The following is an 18,661-nucleotide window of genomic DNA, read 5'->3' on the forward strand; positions in this document are numbered from 1 at the left end:
CGCACTGATCCGAATCGGATGCACCACTGGCATCACCGGTCTACGCTCGTGACATGAATATCACCAAGTATGAGCACGCGTGCCTCGTTCTTGAGCACGAAAACCAGCGACTCGTTATCGACCCTGGCGGATTCACTGAGCCACTGCCGCCGCTCAAGAACGTCACCGCCATCGTGATCACCCACCAGCACCCCGATCACTGGACCAATGAGCAACTTGCGCGCATTCGCGAGAACAATCCCGACGCGCCCATCTTTGGCCCCGCCGGTGTCGCGGCCGCTGCCAGTGACTGGAACATCACCACCGTCGTCGGCGGCGCGAGCGAAACCGCCGGTGCGTGGACGCTGGAGTTTTTTGGTGGTGAGCATGCTGTCATCCACGATTCAATTCCCGTCATTGACAACCTAGGAGTGCTCGTCAACGGCGAGTTTTGGTACGGCGGGGACTCGTTCACCGTTCCGCCGAAACCTGTCGTTAGTGCCGCGATCCCCGCCGGCGCACCGTGGCTGAAGATCAGCGAAGTTATGGATTACGTGGCTGAGTTGGCCCCAAAGCGCGCGATTCAGACGCACGATGCCGTGCTCTCCGACAAGGGACTCTCCCTCTCTGTAGCAAGAATTTCGGATGTTATGGCGGGCTACGGCGGCGAGTTCACGGTGCTGCAGCCCGGCGAATCTCTCGCGCTCTAGGGTTAACAGGAGCCTTGCTTCGCCGGCTCTAGGCATCTTCACAGTTTTTTGCAGTTGTGCATTTTTGCAGTCCCTGCAATTATTGCTTAGTGCCTGATACTCCTCCCCTCGGTCTCCGCGACCGCAAACGAATCGAAACGCGACTGCGCATCGAAACTGCTGCAGTCGAGATCGTCACAGCCGAAGGCCTAGACGGCGCCACAGTTGACATGATCAGCGAACGGGCAGACATTTCACCCCGCACCTTCTTCAACTATTTCGAGAGCAAAGAGGACGCAATCCTCGGCACTCAAGATATGGGCGAAGTGCAGCGCGCAATCGCCGCCGGTGTGGCCTCGGCCGAAACTGATGACCTGGTTGCCGCGATCGTCTCAACAATGTTCCACATCTTCGGACCAATGGCCGCCCGAACTCAACTCAAAACCCAGCGGATGGCCCTCGTCCAAGAGCACCCCCGGCTTCTGAGCCGACAGATTCACCAATTCACTCAATTGAATAGCACGATGGCCGCCGCCGTCGTTGAATTCCTCACCAAGCGAGAATCCACACTCCCCCGCGACCCAGAACACGTCGCGGAAATTGCCGTAGCTACTTGCGTCGCATCCGTTCGAATCGCCGTTAAAGAATGGATCGCTGCCGGCGCCACCGCCGACATCGACTCCATGTACCTGCGCGCGATGGGCCTAACACGAGAAACCTTGAATACCCTCACATGACAACGACAAACGAACCTCCGGTCGCCACAACTCACACCTCGACCGCGAGCGACCCCGCCGCGAAGCGCAGCATCCTGCTCCTCTTTGCTGGCCTCATGGTCACGATGTTGCTCTCCGCACTCGACCAAACAATTTTCAGCACCGCGCTGCCCACCATTGTGGGCGAGCTCGATGGCGTGAACCACATGCTGTGGGTCACGACCGCCTATATTCTGGCGGCCACCATCATGATGCCCGTGTACGGAAAGCTCGGTGACCTTATCGGTCGCAAGGGCCTATTCGTTGGCGCCATTAGCATCTTCATGATCGGTTCAGTCGTCGGCGGCCTTGCCCCCGACATGACCTGGCTCATTGTCGGCCGTGCGGTTCAGGGCCTTGGTGGCGGTGGCCTGATGATCCTCTCGCAAGCGATCATCGCCGATGTGGTGCCCGCTCGTGAGCGCGGCCGTTATATGGGGGCGATCGGTGGCGTCTTCGCTCTCGCGAGCGTTGCGGGACCGTTGCTCGGTGGCTGGTTCACCGAGTCGATCGGATGGCGTTGGGCGTTCTGGATGAACCTTCCGCTTGGCGCGTTGGCAATCCTCGCCGCCATAACCCTCTTGAAGCTTCCAAAGCATGACAACACACGCAAGCCAACGATCGATATCGCCGGAATGATTCTGTTGGCGATCACCTCGACGGCAATCGTGCTTGTCACCACGTGGGGTGGCACCCAGTACGACTGGGATTCGCTCATCATCATCGGCCTCATCGCACTCGCCGTTGTTGGCGGGTTCTCGTTCGTGATGGTGGAACGCGCCGCTCCTGAGCCGATAATGCCGCTCCACATGTTCAAGGAACGCAACTTTGTTCTGACGACAACGTCTGGCCTCATCACCGGTATCGCGATGTTCGGTGCCCTTGCCTACATGCCTACCTACTTGCAGATGGTTACCGGCGTAAATGCTACTCAGGCAGGTCTTCTGATGATCCCCATGATGGGCGCGTTGTTGGTGAGTTCGGTAACGGCTGGCCAATTGGTGAGCCGCACAGGTCGCTACAAGTGGCTGCCGCTCACGGGTTCGTTCATTGTGGCGATCGGATTAGCGCTACTTTCCACGATGACGCCCGATCTGCCCATCTGGGTGCTGTGCTCCTATCTTGCCGTGATGGGCCTCGGGCTCGGCATGAGCATGCAAATTCTGGTGCTCATTGTGCAGAACACTTTCCCGAATTCGCAGGTCGGTACGGCGACGTCATCGAACAACTACTTTCGCCAGATTGGCGCCTCGATCGGCACCGCTGTCGTCGGTAGCTTGTTTGTCGCTCGCCTCACCGAGCTGCTGGGCACGCGGCTTCCGGCTGCTGCCGCAAGCGCCACCGGTGACACGAACTCACTGACACCGGCCGCAGTGCGCGATCTTCCGGACGCTATACGGGAGATCATCGTCGGCGCGTACAACGACTCGCTAACGCCAGTGTTCCTCTACATGGTGCCGCTGGTGCTCGTGTCGGCAGTGCTTTTGATGTTCATCAAAGAAGTTCCGCTGGCTACAACGATCGACCGTGGCGACAAGAGTGAGACGCTCGATGGGCTCGGAGTCGAGGACGGCACCGATACTGAGGGTGCAACGACTGCTGCGGATGCCGAATCCCACGAATTGATCACCGTCAGCGATCAGACCGGCGCAACGTCGATCATCCGCAGTCAACCGTAGGTTGTGGTGGCGGCCACCGCACAGGTCGCCGCCACCGCCTTGCGAGGCCCGCAGCGCATCCGGCACACAACGGCCGGGAGCGCCGCGGGTCTTTTGGGCTAGTCGAGGCCGAGGTAGGCCTCGATTACTTTTTCATCGGCGAGTAGTTCATGAGCGGGGCCAGAGTGTGAGACTTCGCCGGTCTCCAACACATAACCGTAGTCAGCGGCAGCGAGTGCGCGACGGGCATTTTGTTCTACCAGGACGACTGTCGTGCCGGTCTGCCGGATCTCTTCGATCACGGTGAAGACTTCGTCGACAATCTTCGGAGCCAACCCCATCGAAGGTTCGTCGAGGAGCAGAATCTTCGGTTCGGCAATCAAAGCGCGGGCAATGGCCAGCATCTGTTGCTCTCCCCCGGATAACGCACCGGCATGCAACTTGCGTCGTTCAAACAGCACCGGGAAGCGCTCATACACTTCCGCGATTTTCGAGTGCATGGCGCTGTTGTTACGATGCCAGCCACCCAGGGTGAGATTTTCGGCGACCGTGAGCGTGCCTAAGATCTCGCGACCTTCTGGAACCTGCACCAGTCCAGCCTTCACTAGGCGATGTGCCGGCCACTTGGTGATGTCTGTGCCCTCGAAGATGATGGCTCCTTGGCGCGGGCGCAGCAATCCAGAGACGGCGTTCAGAACGGAGGTCTTTCCGGCACCATTGGCGCCGACGAGAGTAACGATGGCTCCTGTGGGTACATCGAAGGAGACATCGCGCACGGCCTCCACTCGCCCATAGTTGACCTGTAGGCCGGTGACGCTCAGGATCGGGTCGCTCATCGGTTCTCCTCCGGGGTGGTCGTGCCATCAGGAGTCGTGTCGGTAGCGGTGCCGGTGCCGGTGGGATGCTCCTGCTGCTCGCTAGTCGGATCGTCGAGCACGTGCGCCAGGTTCTCTGAGGCGAGCACGGTTGCCGCCTCGACGTCGTCGTCCGAGCCTGCCGAGCCGAGGTAGGCCTCGAGCACTCGAGGGTCCCGGGCGATGTCGCTAGGCTTTCCGGCGGCGATAACTTCACCGAAGTTCAGCACCATGATGCGATCGCAGGTGGCCAGCATCATCCTTACGTTGTGCTCGATGACGAGCACCGCGATTCCGTCGGCCGCCAGCGAACGAATGAGGTCAGACAGACTTGCCGCCTCGACGTGGTTCATTCCCGCGGCGGGCTCATCGAGCACCAAAAGTGATGGATGCGACGCTAGGGCCCGGGCGATCTCTAGCCGACGCTGGTCTCCGTACGAAAGATCCCCTGCGGCGTTGGCTGCTTTATCGCCGAGTCCGACGCGAATCAGTTGGGCGGAGGCCATCGCGACGGCTTCGCGTTCTAGGCGACGTGCCGACGGCAGGAACAATAGCCGACGAAGAAGCGTGTCTTGCGTAATGCGGTATCCGCCAACCAGCACGTTCTCGAGCGCGGAGAGTCGGTTGAAGAGCTTGATCTGCTGGAAGGTTCGCGCGACCCCGGCTTGGGCTAGGCGGTGCGCCTTCGTGCTGGGAGAGAGAGGAACGCCAAGTACTTTTCCGGTTCCCGTGGTCGGAGGAGTCAGTCCCGTCACCATGTTAACCAGGGTGGTCTTGCCTGCACCATTAGGGCCGATCAGGCCGAGGACTTCGCCAGCGTTCACGGTGAGATCTACTGACTGCACGGCGTGCACTCCGCCGTAGGACTTGCCGAGGCTGCTGAGGTTCACGAGCTCAGAGCCAGCTGCGGGCAACGGTGACAGCGTTGGCTGAAGTGACGGATTATCGAGGAGAGTCTTGGCAGATTTTCTGCGCGGGATGAGCCCCGAAAGCCCTCCCGGAAGGAAGAGAATAACGACGAGAAGCAGCACACCGGAGATCGTGGGGCGGATCCAGCCCGCATCAATACCGATCACTCGCTGCACTTCAGGGAGCACGCTAAGGAAGGCTGAGCCAAGAATCGGGCCAACAAAAAGGGTGACACCACCGACGACGGCGGTGACCAGCCCATCCACCGCAGCCGTGAACGAGAACTCGTTCGGGTCGGCGAACCGGGAGAAGTGGGCGAGAAGTACGCCATAGAGACCGGCGACAGCTCCCGCAATCACGAAGGATGCCATCCGGTAGCGCGGAACATCGATCCCCATTGTGGTGGCCGCGAGTTCGTCTTCACGAATGGCCGCAAAGGCTCGTCCCAGCCGAGACCCCGACAGGCGCCAGAACCAGTAGGCCACGACGACCAGTGCGATCCAAGCGACTCCGGGTCCGACAAGTTTTGCGAAGCTCAACCCTTGCGCGCCGTTTGTCCAGCTCTGGTTAATGAGGAAGATCCGCACCATTTCGCCGAAGGCGAGAGTGGCGATGGCCAGAAAGACCCCGCGCAACCGGATGACGGGGAGGCCAAGGATGAACGCAGCGATGGCGCCAACGAACATACCGAAGACGATGCCGATCACGAGCGGCGGGATGAACCCGAACAGCGGCTCGGAGGGCACGACGAGCGCGGAAGTGAACGCCGCCAGTGAGGCGAGTCCGACCTGGGCCAAGCTGAGCTGGCCAGCGATGAGTACGGCATAGAAGCTGTACGCGAGGATCGCTGTGAGGGCAACCAGAGTGATCAGGGATGAGTATTCTGCGAGCACGATTAGACCTCCCGCGTCTTGCGAGCGCCAAAGAGGCCCTGCGGTCGAAGGATCAGGATGAGGAAGAGGAGGCCGAACGCCACCATGTCCCGCCACGAGCTTCCGATGTAGTTCACGGCGAGCACTTCGGCGAGGCCCAGGATCAGCCCGCCGACGAGCGCCCCGGGCAGGGATCCCATTCCCCCGACGATGATCACGGCGAGGGCTTTGAGCTCGACCGCGTGGCCTATTCCGAGAGACGCGGCATTGACGTTAAGGGTGAAGAGCACTCCGGCGACGGCGCCAAGGGCCGAGGATAGAGCGAAGGTGATGCTGCTAATGCGACCGACGTTGAGGCCAAGAACAGCGGCAGCATGAGGATTTTCGGCGATGGTGCGCATGCCTCGGCCAAGCTTTGACTTGGCCACGAGCCATGTCAAGACGACCATGAGCGAAACACTGATGATCAGAATGATGACTTGGAGCAGAGAGACCGTCGCTCCGAAGATTTCTACCCGAGTGCTCGGGAATGCGTCTGCGGGAAATCGCCGGGTATCTGCGCCATAGAGCGCCTGTAGAAGGGAGAGGATGATCGCGCCGAACGCAATGGAAGAGATGAGACCCGCGAAGTGAGCATCGTGGCGACCGGCGAGCGGTCGAAAAGCGATGCGTTCGATGAGGATGCCAATCACCGCGCCGACGACAAGCACGATGGGAATGAGGAGCCAGATGGGAACCCCGAATCGGGTCACGATCTCGATACCGACGAGGGCTCCAGCGGTAAAGACTGCGGCGTGGGCTAGGTTCAGCCGGTCAAGAATGCCAAATACCAGGGTGAACCCGATCGCGAACAACGCGTAGATCGAGCCGAGAAAAATCCCGTCCAAGAAGAGTTGCATGGGTGATGTCCCTGTCTGTAGTTGCGTGCCGCCCGAAGGCGGCACGCAACGTGCATGTTTTGGCGGTGCGGTGACGTTACTTCAGGATGACGAACTGGCCGTCTTCAACGATCTGCACGAGAGCGTCGTGCTCTGCGTCGCGGTTCTCGTTGAGAGTCACGTTGCCCAGAACGGTAGGAACGTCGGTGATGTTGCCAAGGCCAGCTTGGATTCCGTCGCGCTCACCGGAACAACCCGAGCGAACGGCTTCGTCGATGATCTGCATTCCGGCGTAGGCCTGAGCTGCGAACTGGTCGGGAGCCGAGCTGTAGGCAGCGGTGAAGTCCTCGATGAACTTCACGTTCTGCTCGTTGTCCGAAGCCGAGTTCCACGCTGCACCGACGATGACGCCTTCTGCTGCTGCGCCAGCACCAGCGATGAGAGCTGGTGAGTTGAAGCCGTTTCCGCCAATGATGGGGGTGTCGATTCCGATTTCGCGGGCCTGAGTTACGAGCGGCACTGCGGCATCGATGAGGCCGGAGACGATGATCGCGTCGGCGTCAGACTGCTTCGCCTTGTTGAGCAGGGCACGGAAGTCGGTGTCTGCCTTGGAGAACGTGAGAGTTTCAGCAACCTCGACGTTTTGGTCCTCTAGAGCCGCGGCAAAAGCCTGGTATCCAGATTCAGTGAAAGCGTCGTCGTTGGCGTACATGACGACAACCTTCTTCACGCCAAGCTCGTCAACAGCCGCCTTGACGGTCTGCGGAATAACGGCATCCTCGGTGAGGGAATCGCGGAAAATGTAGTCACCGATTTCGGTGATGCCGGCGGCAGTGTTTGACACACCGAGCACAGGAACTCCGGCGTCTTGCGCGATCGGTCGGTCTGCTTGGCCGTGTTCGACAGTGTCGGGCCGATGATGACGCTGGCGCCAGCACTGATGAACGTGTCGAAAACCTGAATGGCCTGCTTGGGGTCGGTCGCGTCGTCTTCGACGGTGAGGTCATAGGTGACTCCACCAACCTCGTTGAGATTCTTGACGGCCAATTCGAGAGCGTTCTTTTGACCTTCGCCATATTGGGCTGCAGCGCCGGTGAGGCTGAATGATGCAGCGATAGGAACAGCGGAATCGATGACACATTCTGCGCCACTTCCGGTTCCGGTAAGGCCGCCGCCAGCAGCCGAATCCGTTTCTGCCGGAGCGCTACAAGCGGTGAGCACGAGCAATAGGGCTGAACCGCCGACAGCGGCAGAAAGCAGTTTTCTTTTCATATGTGGACCTCCTTGGCCAAGATGCGCAAGCTGTCTTGTGACTAGACAGACTCGACTGTGCGAGTCTATCTTTTCTCACCCCCGATCTGGCACGCCAGCACGGCCTCGCGCGCTGCCAGCGTTTCGATAAATTTTGCTGCAAGGGTTACTCCATGACTGAACTACTGATCGTGATGGTTGTTGCGCTTGTCGTGATCGCTGGCGCCACTCTCGTTGGTCCTCGACTTGGGGTGGCGTCGCCGCTTGTCTTGGTGGCGATCGGTGTCGTTTCCAGCCTTGTTGTTCCGGCATTCAGCGCGGTGGAGATCGACCCAGAACTCATTCTTCTTGGCATCTTGCCTCCGCTGCTCTATTCGGCGGCGGTGTCATTGCCGACCATGAATTTCCGGCGTGAGTTCGGCGCCATCAGCGGGCTGTCGGTCGCGCTTGTCGTGGGCACGTCACTGATTTTGGGTGTTTTTTTCATGCTCGTTATTCCCGGGCTGGGGTTTGCGTGGGGTGTGGCGCTTGGCGCAATTATTAGCCCAACGGATGCTGTTGCGGCATCCATTGTGAAGCAGACTCCGGTGTCAAAGCGGGTGGTGGCGATGCTGGACGGTGAGAGCCTGCTCAACGATGCCACCGCACTCACTCTGCTGCGGGCCGCGATTGTGGCGACTGCCGCCTCGTTCTCGTTCTGGGGAGTTGTGGCCTCGTTCACGTATTCGGTTATTGTCGCCCTCCTCATTGGCGGGGCGGTTGGTTGGCTGAACTTGGAAGTGCGTAAGCGAATCACCGATCCGACGGTCAACACCGCGCTGTCGTTCACGGTGCCGTTCATTGCTGCTATCCCCACTGAACTGCTGGGCGCTTCCGGTCTTGTCGCTGCGGTCGTTGCCGGCCTCGTGACTGGCGTTCGCGCTGCCCGCGTTCTTTCTCCGCAAAACCGTCTCTCGGATTCCCAAAACTGGCGGATGATCGAGCTGGTACTTGAGGGCGGCATCTTCTTGTTGATGGGGTTGCAGATTTCGAGCATCCTCACCGATGTGGAAAACGACGACGCCGGCATCAAAGCGTCACTGCTGATCGCGGTGGGAGCGCTCGTCATCACGGTTCTCGTGCGCGCTGCTTTTGTCGCACCGCTGTTGGCGGTACTGTCTCGTCGATCGCTGCGGCATGCCAAAATGAAGCCTCGAATGGAGGTAATTCAGGAGCGGCTGAATACCCCTCAAGAGATCTTGGATGCTCCAGAACACCCCAGTGGCCTCACCCCTACCAAGTCGGCACGCTACGTCAATCGGGTCACGTCGCTGGTGACTCGTTCTCTGGCCGATATCGAGTACTTTTTGCGTGAACCGCTCGGATGGCGTGAGGGCACCACAGTGGTGTGGGCGGGAATGCGCGGCGCTATTACGGTCGCGGCAGCCCAGTCGCTCCCTACTGACACTCCCCTGCGTTCGACGCTAGTGCTCATTGCTTTCGCGGTGGCGGCGATGTCGTTGCTGGTGCAGGGTGGCACGATCGGAGCTGTGGTTCGTCGTATCGCCCCGAAGGTTGATCAGGCGGCGGAGGATGAGCGTGCTACTGCCGAGCGCACGAGACTTTTCGCCCTGCTCAAGGCGAGCGCCGCTACGGTGCCGAAGCCTGCTTCTGCTGTTGGTGACGAGGGAGAAATCGCCGCGGTCAATGGGGATCAGCTTGACGGCGACGATCATTCGACGGCTGGCGAAGATTATGCACCTCGCCGGGCCCGCTTCGAGGCGAAGAAACAGCACCACCTCGCCGTTATCGGCGCCCAACGCACAGCACTTCTCGACGCCCGCGATAACGGAATTTTTGATGCAGATGTGCTCGAGAATGCGCTCGACAACCTTGATGCGACGCAGATTACGTTGGAGATGCGCGGCAAACCCACGACGTGAGCGCGTGGCCCTCGTATCTGAGCACAGCGTCCACGGCACGTCGACGGGTGATGACACAATCCGAACGGCTATCGAGGCAGTAGATTAAGCGGCATTGAGGGTCCATGATGTCCTCATGACGCAGCAAGCTGCACGACCAGATCGCACCCTGATTGCGATCCTTTCCATTATTGCCGCCATCGTGGTGATTGCCTTGGTGGTCGTCTTCACTCGGGGCGGGCCGACGGAGGTCGATCCCGCAACTCCTGAGGGTGTTGTGCAGTCATATTCGCTAGCTGTTGTTGATAGCGACTATTCGGCGGCACGCGATTTCTTGTCGACGGAGTTGCGTGAGAATTGCGACAGCGCCGACCTAAACACGATTCAGGGGCTGCGGATGACCGTCATTTCGTCAACCATCAACGACGACACCGCTGTGGTGCGGGTGTCGATGGAACGCAGCAGCGGTGACTTCGGCGGCTCCGGCTACGTTTCTGAGGAAGTGTTCACCCTCGTTCTCGAGGACAGATTATGGAAGATCGAGTCAACTCCGTGGGATCTGACCCTTTGCTATAACCAAGGAATAGGCGAATGACCTCAACTAGCTCGACCACCGCTCCCACACCCACACCCACGCCCAGCATGATTCCGGCGGTCGGCGGCGTGCAAACGGTGCGCCGAGTCATCACCTATCTTTTGTTGGCGACGACCGTGATTATCGCCGCGAGTGGTGTCAGCGGCCTTCTCGATCGATTGTTTTCAGCGAACCGCCTCGAGGTCAGTTTTGATAACTATGGCTTGGCGACATCGTTGGCTTCTGCCCTGATCGCTGGCCCCCTAGCCGCCGTGCTGTGGTGGTTGACCTGGCGGGACGCAACGATGACCCGCGACCGGGCATCCGTTGTCTGGCCTGTCTACCTCATGATCATGTCGACGGTGGCTTTGCTGGTGTCGACAATTTCACTCTTCTCCTGGGCGGCGGAAGCCATTGTTCATGGCTGGCAACCGTATGGGCTCGCGGTGGGCATTGTGTGGGCGCTGGTCTGGGCGTGGCATTACTGGATGTGGCGACACCCGAGCAAAGCACCAACCCGACTGCCGGGTGCGGCCCCCGCAATCGCCTCCCTTATTGGCCTGACTTACGCTGCCGGTGGTGTGGTGTGGGCTCTTGGTCAGCTCATTGATTCTGCGGTGGATGCTGCGCTCGGCTCAGTCGTGATCAGTGATCCGGTCTGGCAGCTGGTGTTGCAGGGGCTCGTGTGGGCTGCCGGTGGTGCGCTTTTGTGGTGGTGGCATTGGTTCCGTGTTGGAGTGCGGGAGCAGTCTCACGGTTTTTCGAATGTGCTGCTCGTCTTCATTGCGGGAATCGCATCAATTGCGGTGTTTGCTGCGGGCATCATGGTCGCGCTCACCGCCATTCTCGAGCTCATTACGGCGTCGTCGCAGCCTCCCGCGGTCACTCTTGAGCCTCTCGGGATCGCAATAGCCAACGCAGTCGTCGGTGCTCTCGTGTGGGTTTATCACGCTCGTGTTGTCGCCGAGCGTTCAGTTGGGGTGCGTTCAGCTACGCGGCTGGCGAGCGCCGGTGTTGCGTTGGCGTACGCGGCGTCGGGTGTTGGCGTAATGGTGAATGCGTTGCTCGCTACCTCGAGTTATTCGCTTATTGAGGGCGACATCCGCAGTCTGCTGTTGGGCGGCCTGAGCGCTCTGGTGGTGGGCGGCGTGCTGTGGTGGATGCTGTGGAAACCGCTGCAGGCGTCACTCCCTGAGCGCGTGGCGACCCCAGGTCGACGCGTCTATCTCGTCATCATTTTTGGCGTCAGCGCGTTGGTGGCGCTCATCACGTTGCTCGTGATCGGCTTCCAACTGTTCTCGTTCTTGCTTGATAGTGGCAGCGGCGAAAGCTTCGTCGAGCGTTCGCGCCAGGCCCTCGGGTTGCTTACGGCCACGCTTCTTGTTGCCGCCTACCATTTCGCGATTTGGCGAAACGATCGCCACTCTGATGTTGCCGACGAACACGTTCAGCGCATCGGTCGTGTGACGCTCGTCGCCTCGGGCGAAAGCGCCGACCTTGTCGAGGCCGTACGGGCCGCGACCGGCGCTCGAGTGTCAGTGCTCGAGCGGGCCGATGCGGTGCAGCAGCAGCCGGATGCCGCAGCCCTCGTCGCTGCGCTCGACGGTGTTGAGGCAGCTCACGTGCTAGTCGTGGCCGGGGTCAAGGGCAAGATTGCGGTAATCCGCCTCAAGGGCTGAGCGTGCGCTAGCGGAAGTTCAGCCCACCGTTGATGTCGAGCACCTGACCTGTCACATAAGACGACAGATCGGAGGCGAGAAATGCGGTGGCGCCGGCAACGTCTTCTACTGTTCCCGCGCGCCCCAACGGCACTCCCGCAATGATCCCGGGTTGCGCACTACTGGGCGTGAAGTTGTTGTGGAATGGAGTATCGCCGATGAATCCGGGCGCGAGAGCGTTGACGGTGATGTTCGACGCTGCCAGTTCTTTGGCTAGCCCACGGGTGAATCCGATGACGGCGGACTTCGCTGTGGCATAGGCAACGGCACCTGCGCCACCGCCATTCTCGGAGGCGAGCGACGACATCATGATGACGCGACCGGCGCTCGACTGCGTGAGGTACGGGATGGCCGCTCGCGAAACGAAGAACCCGCTAGTTGCGTTGACATCTATTACTTGGTGCCAGTGCTCATCGCTCATCTCGGCGATCGTGTGACGGCCCACGAGGTTGCCAGCGTTGTTGACAACGATGTCGAGGCCACCGAGAGCTTCCGCTGCAGCATCGACGACGGATGTTGCCTGAGCTGAGTCCGTGAGGTCACCCTGCACTGCAACGGATGTGCGGCCGAGAGCGACGATCTGGGCAACAACGTCAGCCGCGGCATCCTTGCTATTCGCGTAGTGCACGACAACGTCGGCGCCGGCTTGCGCAAGGCCGAGTGCTATGGCTGCGCCGATTCCTTGTCCTGATCCTGTGACGAGGGCGCGGCGTCCGGTGAGGTTAATCTGCATGGTGTCTCTTTCTCGTTTACTTCGGGAAGCGTGGGCGAATCTGTGCGCGCACGCTGGCATTTCGGTGTTCTCAAGTCTGACGAATACTTAGTGGTATATCGATATGGCGACGCTACACGATCGTGTTGTGACCAGGGCAGCCGGTGTTTCACAGCGGCGAGGTTGTGTCATGGCGCCACCACTAGAACTCCATCAATTCGGCGCGGAATCTCGGTGTAGCCCTCACGCAGTTCGTCCGGGAGTACCGTTTCGGGCGCATCCTGAAACGCGAGCGGCCTAAGAAATCGACGAATCGCGCTCACCCCAACCGAACTGTGCTGCGAGTTTGTCGACGGCCAGTTACCGCCATGATGTTGGGCCCACGACACACGCACGCCCGTGGGGAATCCGTTGAAAACGAGACGGCCAACAGTCGGTGCGATCCTTTCACTGAGCGCGCGCACAATCTGGGGCTCATCGCATCCGTGATGAATGGTGGCTGTCAACGAACCGGGCATGACATCGATGGCACGGAACACTTGCTCAAGCGCGGTGTAACGCACGACAACAAGAACCGGGCCAAAGGCTTCTTCTGCGGCGGCTGCGGTGAAATGATCCGCCTCGATTTCGAGCAACGTCGGGGTCGCGCGGATGCCCGCTTCATTGTTAGTGCCGGTAGCAAGGATTCGCGCGCCGCCCTCACCGGTGATCCGGCCGAGGATATCGGTGAGCGCACTCGAGATGCGGCTGTTCAGCAGCACCATCCCAGCAGCTGCTGAAGTTCGCGCCCTGAGGTCGCTGAGGATTGCGTCGCCGCTTGCCCCGCTCGGCAAAAGTGCAATGCCCGGCTTCGTGCAGAATTGCCCGGCGCCCAGAGTGAACGAGCCGAACAGTCCCTCTGCTATCGCCGCCGCACGCTCTTCAGCCGCGGCGGCGGTGATGACCAGCGGATTGAGGCTGCTGAGTTCACCGAAGAAGGGAATCGGGTTTTCGCGGGTCGCAATGATCTCGATCAAGGCTTCGCCCGCTCCCAGCGATCCCGTGAAACCGACCGCCGCGATGTGCGGGTCTGCCACGAGATCGCGCCCCGCTTGCGTGCCAAAAATTAGGTTGATCGTGCCGTCGGGTGCCCCGGCGCACGTGGCAGCATCCGCCAAAATTTGGAACGACAAGCGAGAAGTGAGGGGGTGCGAACTATGCGCCTTGATCACCACACTGTTGCCGGCCGCCAGTGCCGACGCCGTGTCACCACCGACCACCGAAAATGCGAAGGGAAAGTTGCTCGACCCGAACACTGCGATCGGCCCGATGGGAATAAGCATTCGACGCAGTTCCGGACCGTGACCAAGGGGAGTATCTCCCGCATGGTCGATGGTCGCCTCGAGATAGCTGCCTTCGCGCAGTGCCTCGGCGAAGAGCCGGAACTGAAACTGCGAGCGACCGAGTTCACCATTGAGACGGCCTTCGCCGAGCCCCGTTTCAGCATCTGCCACTGCCACGAGTTCGCCCCGATGCTCCTCGAGTCCGTCAGCCAACGCCTCAAGTAAACCTGCCCGCCATTGTCTACTGCCGGTTCTCAACTCGTCGAAGGCCTTCTGAGCGGATGCCGCAATGGTCGCGGTCTGCGCAGCAGAGGTCACCTCAATAGTGGTGTCTTGGGTCAGACCGGTCGTGGGATCAGTTGTTGTCAGCATGGTTCTCCGAGGTCGCTAGTTGGCTGAAAGTCGTCAGCAGGTCGAGCTGCGGTCGGCTCCAATTTGTCGCTGTAAGCATGTGGTCGCTTATGCTGACCACCATGACCCAGTCGCTCGACGCTACGTTTCCGTCTCCCCTGCCGCCGCAGGCCGACAGCCCCACGCGCACAGATCAGATCATTGATGCGCTTCGGTCGGCAATCGTTTCGGGAGCATTGGAACCCGGTCAGGTGCTCGTCGAGCGAAAGATCGCCGAGCAGCTTGGCGTCTCGAAGACCCCGGTTCGTGAAGCGTTGATCGTGTTGGAACGTTCGGGGTTGCTCGATGTTCAGGCTCGACGAATCTCGGTTCGCCGTTTGAGCTTCACCGACATCCGTCACATCTACGAAGAGCGAGTGTTGCTGGAGCCGTGGGCCATCTTGGATGCGGCGCGAAGCGGCCGAGAGTTCACCGTTGCGGGGCAAGCACTCGTCGACGCCCGCACGTTCGCGGCGGCGAATGACAACGCCTCGACCGCGTTGGCAAACCGTCGGTTTCACCGCGGAATGTACGCCAACAGCGAGAACGAGTTCATCGTGAATTCGCTCGACCGATTGCAAGATCTCACGGCTCTCGCTGTCGCGGCAGTACTCTGGGAAAACTGGCCGCGACGCGAGATCGAAGCCAACGAACATGAGGCCATCTACGCTGCGGCAAGCACCGGCGACGCGACGAGGGCTGCCCAGCTGATGAAGGACCACATCGGAGCATCCATCGATCGGGTCACTCAGCGCGAACTCGGGTTGTAACGCGTTCACGCCTAACTCGGCAAAAGTTCTTGGTAGCTCTTCAGGAGCGCCTCGTTGGGCGGATAGGTGCCACGGAGAGGGCTGCCCTCTTCTACTTTCGTCAGGATGAATTCCTCGAGCTTTTCCTGCTCGAGGGAATCTCTGGCGACTGATTCGACGAGGTGGCGCGGGATGCACACCACACCGTCTCGGTCGCCAACCATGATGTCTCCGGGATAGATCGCCACCTCAGCACACGCGATCGGAATCTGAAAGTCGACCACGTGATGCTGAGCCAGGTTGGTGGTTGGAGAAGCCCCTGCCGAGAACGTCGGCAGGTCTAGTTCTTCGAAACCGACCATGTCGCGGAACGATCCATCGCTCACGATGCCTGCTGCTCCTCGAAGCTTGAGGCGCGTTGCCAGAATATGACCGATTGAGGCGGCCCGTTTTTTGCCGCGCGCATCGATCACGAGCACTTGACCTGCTCCGACCGACTCGACACCAATGCGTTGCGGGTGGTCATAGTCCTGAAAGATTGAGGGCACATCGATGTCTTCGCGAGCAGGGATGCAGCGCATGGTGAACGCTTCCCCCAGCAGTCGTTGGCGGAAAGGATTCGAAAACTCCAGCCCCTCGAGATAGGTGTTCCGCAGTCCGCGCGCCATGAGTTGCGTGGTGATCGTCGCGGTGCTCACGATGCCCAATGCGGCGGTAGCTTCCGGACTCAAGGGGGTTCTGGGCGCCTCGGGCAGTTTCTCGAATTCACTGCGATTCGCTGAATTGTTGTGCATTCTCAAAACCCTCCATTAGGCCGACATCCGCGCTTAGTATACCAAGATACCAAGATGGCGGATGCATGGCCGCTAGGGGCTGCACCACATTACGGCCGAGGGATGGCGATGCTTGCTTCCCTGGCACCGAGCCGGGATCGCACTTCTTGAGCCGCCTCGACCAGCGCGAGCAAGATATCCGCTGGCCACCGATCGGTCGTGCGCGACGACGGCATTGTTACCGAGATTGCTGTGTTCACGTTGCCGGTGCTGCTGGTCAGGGGCACAGCGACACCGCGCGAACCGACGAGATACTCCTCGTCGTCGATGGCGTAGCCGCGCGACTTTGCCAGCGCAATTCGCTCGCGAAGGGCCGACAACTCGACCACTGTTTTGTTGATGAGCCGAGGTTCGGGGATGTTTGCGAGTCGTCGAGCTGCCTCCATCGGCTCCAGATTACTCAGTAAGGCCATGCCCGGCGCAGTCGCGTGAGCTGCCAACCGCATGCCAACGGATGAGCCAAACAACGCACCCTCACTAGAATGCTGGCTGATGGCAAAATAGGCGCTTTCTAAGCCATCCAGTCGCGCTAGCTGCACCGTCTCCCCCAGCGTCAGGGCAAGTTGGTCGAGCACTGGCTTCGCGGCGTTCGCGATGTGGTTGTGGCCGGTGTACATCTGGCCGACCTGCCACGCACGCAAGCCAAGCGAGTATTGGCGAGTTGACGGATCGTGTTCGAGCCACCCGGCCTTGTGCAAAGTATTCAACAGCCCGTGCGCGCTCGAGCGCGGCAGGTCTAGCGCAGTCAGGATGTCGGTGAAGCTGACAAAGCCCTTCGCGGCAACGAGGTCGACGATCGCCAACGCTCGATCGGCAGACTTCACGGATTGAGCGAGGGGAATCGATGACGGGAGTTGCATATTCCGGAGTTTACAGATGTGAACTCGTTGGGTCACTGTCTTGCGCTGCTGTGTCGCTACGGGCACTGGCCCACACGAAAGCAAGAAAAATTACGCGGCGCGGTCTTGTGTGGTATCTTCGGCGTTCACAGGTATGAACGTGAAATAACAACAATGATTGGTTGGATATCAATGTCGATGTCAAAAATCGCCTCTCGCGGGCTTTTTCACAAGCCTTCGCGTCGCGTCAGGGTTTCGGGACTCGCAATAGCCGTTTCGGCGGGACTTCTCGTGAGCGGTTGCGCTCAATCTGGCGACACCTCGTCCACGGATCCCGCTGCTGACAGCTCGGATAACGCGTGTGACATTTCGTCGACGTACCCCAGCGGCGCGATCGAGTTCATCGTGCCGTGGGCTGCCGGTGGAGGTACCGACAGCGTTTCTCGCTTCGTCGGAATTCAGCTGTCTGACCGTTTGGGAGTTCCCGTCAACGTGGTCAACCGTGACGGCGGTGGTGGCGTTATCGGCCACACGGCCATCGCAAACGGCAAGGCCGATGGCTCACTGATCGGCATGACAACGGTTGAGATCACGATGATGCACTGGCAGGGTCTCACTGATCTCAGCTATGAAGACATCACCCCCATCGCTCAGGTCAACTCTGACCCGTCTGGCATCACTGTCGCGGCTGACGCTCCGTGGGACACCATCGAAGAGCTTCTGGATGACGCTCGCGCGAACCCCGGAGAGATCGTCGGTTCGGGAACAGCTATTGGCGGTATTTGGGATCTGGCTCGCGCCGGAATGCTCCTTGAGGCCGGCATGGATGTCAACGACATCCGTTGGGTACCGAGCGCTGGTTCCGCCCCCGCACTTCAGGAGCTTGCCGCTGGCGGTATTGATGTAACGTTCGCCAGTCTCGCTGAGAATGCCACCATGATCGGCGCTGGCGAAGCTCGCCCGCTTGCCATCATGGGCGAAGAGCGCGACCCGAACTACCCCGATGTTCCGACCCTCAAGGAAGTGGGAATCGACTTCTCTATGGGTTCATGGCGCGGCGTTTCTGGCCCCTCCGGAATGGACGAAGACATCGTTGCTGAGCTGGCCTGCCAGGTCGATGACATTGTGCAGAGCGATGAGTACATCGAATTCATGACGACCGCAGGCTTCGGCGTTGACGGTAAGGACACAGACGCGTTTACTGAGTTCATCGTCAACGAAGACGAGGCTAAGGGAACCATCATGGAAGCAGCAGGACTGACCGGATGACTTTCGACCCCGCTCCGGAGGTAGAGGAGTCGGTGGAGAAGCCTGAAAACAGCTACGACCTCGCCAGTGGCGTGGTCGTAGTTGTCTTCGGCTCGGCCATCCTTCTCGCCGTTCACGACTACCCCACACTGCCGAGCGGAGAGCTCGGCCCCTCCCTCTTCCCCGGCATTATTGGCGGGCTCATGATTCTCATGGGTGTGCTTCTTCTGGGGCGGTGGTTTAACGACCGAAAGACGGTTCGACCAGCAAAGGCGAAACCTGAAGCTGTGCACTGGCGCGGGTGGATCAACGCGTCACTCATCATCGGTGCGGTCATTTTCTATCTGCTCGTAGTCGACTTTCTCGGCTTTCTCACGACTGTCAGCATCATGACTGTCGGTCTGATCTTCAGACTGGGCGCAAAGTGGTGGGTCGCTATCGCGGCCGGCGTGCTCACAACCCTCGTGGTCTGGTTGATCTTCAACAAGGTGCTTCTCGTGCCGCTTCCTCTCGGATTCTGGGGTTAGACC

General features: G+C 60.0%; 18 protein-coding genes. 9 read left to right on the top strand and 9 right to left on the bottom strand.

The features are described from left to right. The first annotated feature begins 53 nt into the window (after window positions 1-53). The 3 genes from ON14_RS04040 to ON14_RS04050 all read left to right on the top strand — a co-directional run bounded on the left by ON14_RS04040 (window position 54) and on the right by ON14_RS04050 (window position 3,102). Window positions 54-689 carry an MBL fold metallo-hydrolase gene (locus ON14_RS04040; protein ID WP_010203347.1) on the top strand — a complete coding sequence of 212 codons (636 nt, stop codon included), beginning with the start codon at window positions 54-56 and terminating at the stop codon, window positions 687-689. 89 nt (window positions 690-778) lie between these two features. Further along, window positions 779-1,405 (top strand): TetR/AcrR family transcriptional regulator, encoded by a 627-nt coding sequence (locus ON14_RS04045; protein ID WP_010203348.1) that lies wholly within the window; start codon window positions 779-781, stop codon window positions 1,403-1,405. Then, complete coding sequence (locus ON14_RS04050; protein WP_010203349.1) at window positions 1,402-3,102, top strand: MDR family MFS transporter; 1,701 nt, start codon at window positions 1,402-1,404, stop codon at window positions 3,100-3,102. The genes ON14_RS04045 and ON14_RS04050 overlap by 4 nt, the downstream gene beginning before the upstream one ends. A gap of 98 nt (window positions 3,103-3,200) precedes the next feature. Here the strand turns inward: ON14_RS04050 and ON14_RS04055 are convergent, their stop codons facing one another. The 5 genes from ON14_RS04055 to ON14_RS16510 form a co-directional block, all read right to left on the bottom strand. Then, window positions 3,201-3,917 (bottom strand): ABC transporter ATP-binding protein, encoded by a 717-nt coding sequence (locus ON14_RS04055; protein WP_010203350.1) that lies wholly within the window; start codon window positions 3,915-3,917, stop codon window positions 3,201-3,203. Beyond that, window positions 3,914-5,737: a branched-chain amino acid ABC transporter ATP-binding protein/permease gene (locus ON14_RS04060; RefSeq protein WP_010203351.1), complete on the bottom strand. Its 1,824-nt coding sequence runs from the start codon at window positions 5,735-5,737 to the stop codon at window positions 3,914-3,916. The genes ON14_RS04055 and ON14_RS04060 overlap by 4 nt, the downstream gene beginning before the upstream one ends. Window positions 5,738-5,739: 2 nt before the next feature. Further along, window positions 5,740-6,615, bottom strand: a complete 876-nt coding sequence (locus ON14_RS04065) for a branched-chain amino acid ABC transporter permease (RefSeq protein ID WP_010203352.1) — start codon at window positions 6,613-6,615, stop codon at window positions 5,740-5,742. A gap of 76 nt (window positions 6,616-6,691) precedes the next feature. Further along, window positions 6,692-7,438 (bottom strand): ABC transporter substrate-binding protein, encoded by a 747-nt coding sequence (locus ON14_RS16505; protein WP_202800903.1) that lies wholly within the window; start codon window positions 7,436-7,438, stop codon window positions 6,692-6,694. After that, window positions 7,321-7,866 carry an ABC transporter substrate-binding protein gene (locus ON14_RS16510; RefSeq protein WP_202800904.1) on the bottom strand — a complete coding sequence of 182 codons (546 nt, stop codon included), beginning with the start codon at window positions 7,864-7,866 and terminating at the stop codon, window positions 7,321-7,323. The genes ON14_RS16505 and ON14_RS16510 overlap by 118 nt, the downstream gene beginning before the upstream one ends. Before the next feature lie 152 nt (window positions 7,867-8,018). Between ON14_RS16510 and ON14_RS04075 the strand changes: the two genes are divergently transcribed. The 3 genes from ON14_RS04075 to ON14_RS04085 all read left to right on the top strand — a co-directional run bounded on the left by ON14_RS04075 (window position 8,019) and on the right by ON14_RS04085 (window position 11,999). Next, complete coding sequence (locus tag ON14_RS04075; RefSeq protein WP_010203353.1) at window positions 8,019-9,767, top strand: cation:proton antiporter; 1,749 nt, start codon at window positions 8,019-8,021, stop codon at window positions 9,765-9,767. 115 nt (window positions 9,768-9,882) lie between these two features. After that, entirely contained in the window at window positions 9,883-10,341 is a 459-nt protein-coding gene (locus tag ON14_RS04080) for a hypothetical protein (RefSeq protein ID WP_010203354.1), read from the top strand. Beyond that, a complete protein-coding gene (locus tag ON14_RS04085; RefSeq protein WP_010203355.1) occupies window positions 10,338-11,999 on the top strand; it encodes a DUF5671 domain-containing protein in 1,662 nt (553 codons plus the stop codon). The genes ON14_RS04080 and ON14_RS04085 overlap by 4 nt, the downstream gene beginning before the upstream one ends. A 7-nt stretch (window positions 12,000-12,006) precedes the next feature. On the opposite strand, the gene ON14_RS04090 is transcribed toward ON14_RS04085, so the two are convergent. Together ON14_RS04090 and ON14_RS04095 are read right to left on the bottom strand one after the other, a co-directional pair. Then, a complete protein-coding gene (locus tag ON14_RS04090) occupies window positions 12,007-12,771 on the bottom strand; it encodes an SDR family NAD(P)-dependent oxidoreductase (protein WP_010203356.1) in 765 nt (254 codons plus the stop codon). A 167-nt stretch (window positions 12,772-12,938) separates the two neighbouring features. Then, window positions 12,939-14,444, bottom strand: a complete 1,506-nt coding sequence (locus tag ON14_RS04095; RefSeq protein WP_010203357.1) for an aldehyde dehydrogenase (NADP(+)) — start codon at window positions 14,442-14,444, stop codon at window positions 12,939-12,941. A 101-nt stretch (window positions 14,445-14,545) separates the two neighbouring features. Here ON14_RS04095 and ON14_RS04100 point away from each other — a divergent pair, with 101 nt between their 5' ends. Further along, window positions 14,546-15,232 (top strand): GntR family transcriptional regulator, encoded by a 687-nt coding sequence (locus ON14_RS04100; protein WP_158000070.1) that lies wholly within the window; start codon window positions 14,546-14,548, stop codon window positions 15,230-15,232. Between the two features lie 11 nt (window positions 15,233-15,243). Here the strand turns inward: ON14_RS04100 and ON14_RS04105 are convergent, their stop codons facing one another. Further along, window positions 15,244-16,005, bottom strand: coding sequence for a ribonuclease activity regulator RraA (locus tag ON14_RS04105; protein WP_010203360.1), 762 nt, complete (start codon window positions 16,003-16,005; stop codon window positions 15,244-15,246). An 89-nt stretch (window positions 16,006-16,094) separates the two neighbouring features. Then, window positions 16,095-16,904 carry an IclR family transcriptional regulator gene (locus tag ON14_RS04110; RefSeq protein WP_010203362.1) on the bottom strand — a complete coding sequence of 270 codons (810 nt, stop codon included), beginning with the start codon at window positions 16,902-16,904 and terminating at the stop codon, window positions 16,095-16,097. 171 nt (window positions 16,905-17,075) lie between these two features. On the opposite strand from ON14_RS04110, the gene ON14_RS04115 reads away from it, so the two are divergent. Continuing rightward, the gene (locus ON14_RS04115; protein WP_010203363.1) at window positions 17,076-18,152 is read left to right on the top strand and encodes a tripartite tricarboxylate transporter substrate binding protein; all 1,077 of its coding nucleotides are present in this window, start codon (window positions 17,076-17,078) and stop codon (window positions 18,150-18,152) included. Then, window positions 18,149-18,658, top strand: a complete 510-nt coding sequence (locus tag ON14_RS04120; protein WP_010203364.1) for a tripartite tricarboxylate transporter TctB family protein — start codon at window positions 18,149-18,151, stop codon at window positions 18,656-18,658. Before ON14_RS04115 ends, ON14_RS04120 begins: the two co-directional genes overlap by 4 nt. The last annotated feature ends 3 nt before the right edge of the window (window positions 18,659-18,661 follow it).

Source organism: Salinibacterium sp. PAMC 21357 (assembly GCF_000247645.1).
Lineage (GTDB): Bacteria > Actinomycetota > Actinomycetes > Actinomycetales > Microbacteriaceae > Rhodoglobus.

Coding starts and splice junctions, on each gene's coding strand:
- ON14_RS04040 (WP_010203347.1), top strand. CDS start 54: ATGAATATCACCAAGTATGAGCACGCGTGCCTCGTTCTTGAGCACGAA.
- ON14_RS04050 (WP_010203349.1), top strand. CDS start 1,402: ATGACAACGACAAACGAACCTCCGGTCGCCACAACTCACACCTCGACC.
- ON14_RS04055 (WP_010203350.1), bottom strand. CDS start 3,917: ATGAGCGACCCGATCCTGAGCGTCACCGGCCTACAGGTCAACTATGGG.
- ON14_RS04065 (WP_010203352.1), bottom strand. CDS start 6,615: ATGCAACTCTTCTTGGACGGGATTTTTCTCGGCTCGATCTACGCGTTG.
- ON14_RS16510 (WP_202800904.1), bottom strand. CDS start 7,866: ATGAAAAGAAAACTGCTTTCTGCCGCTGTCGGCGGTTCAGCCCTATTG.
- ON14_RS04075 (WP_010203353.1), top strand. CDS start 8,019: ATGACTGAACTACTGATCGTGATGGTTGTTGCGCTTGTCGTGATCGCT.
- ON14_RS04080 (WP_010203354.1), top strand. CDS start 9,883: ATGACGCAGCAAGCTGCACGACCAGATCGCACCCTGATTGCGATCCTT.
- ON14_RS04085 (WP_010203355.1), top strand. CDS start 10,338: ATGACCTCAACTAGCTCGACCACCGCTCCCACACCCACACCCACGCCC.
- ON14_RS04090 (WP_010203356.1), bottom strand. CDS start 12,771: ATGCAGATTAACCTCACCGGACGCCGCGCCCTCGTCACAGGATCAGGA.
- ON14_RS04095 (WP_010203357.1), bottom strand. CDS start 14,444: ATGCTGACAACAACTGATCCCACGACCGGTCTGACCCAAGACACCACT.
- ON14_RS04100 (WP_158000070.1), top strand. CDS start 14,546: ATGACCCAGTCGCTCGACGCTACGTTTCCGTCTCCCCTGCCGCCGCAG.
- ON14_RS04105 (WP_010203360.1), bottom strand. CDS start 16,005: ATGCACAACAATTCAGCGAATCGCAGTGAATTCGAGAAACTGCCCGAG.
- ON14_RS04110 (WP_010203362.1), bottom strand. CDS start 16,904: ATGCAACTCCCGTCATCGATTCCCCTCGCTCAATCCGTGAAGTCTGCC.
- ON14_RS04115 (WP_010203363.1), top strand. CDS start 17,076: ATGTCGATGTCAAAAATCGCCTCTCGCGGGCTTTTTCACAAGCCTTCG.
- ON14_RS04120 (WP_010203364.1), top strand. CDS start 18,149: ATGACTTTCGACCCCGCTCCGGAGGTAGAGGAGTCGGTGGAGAAGCCT.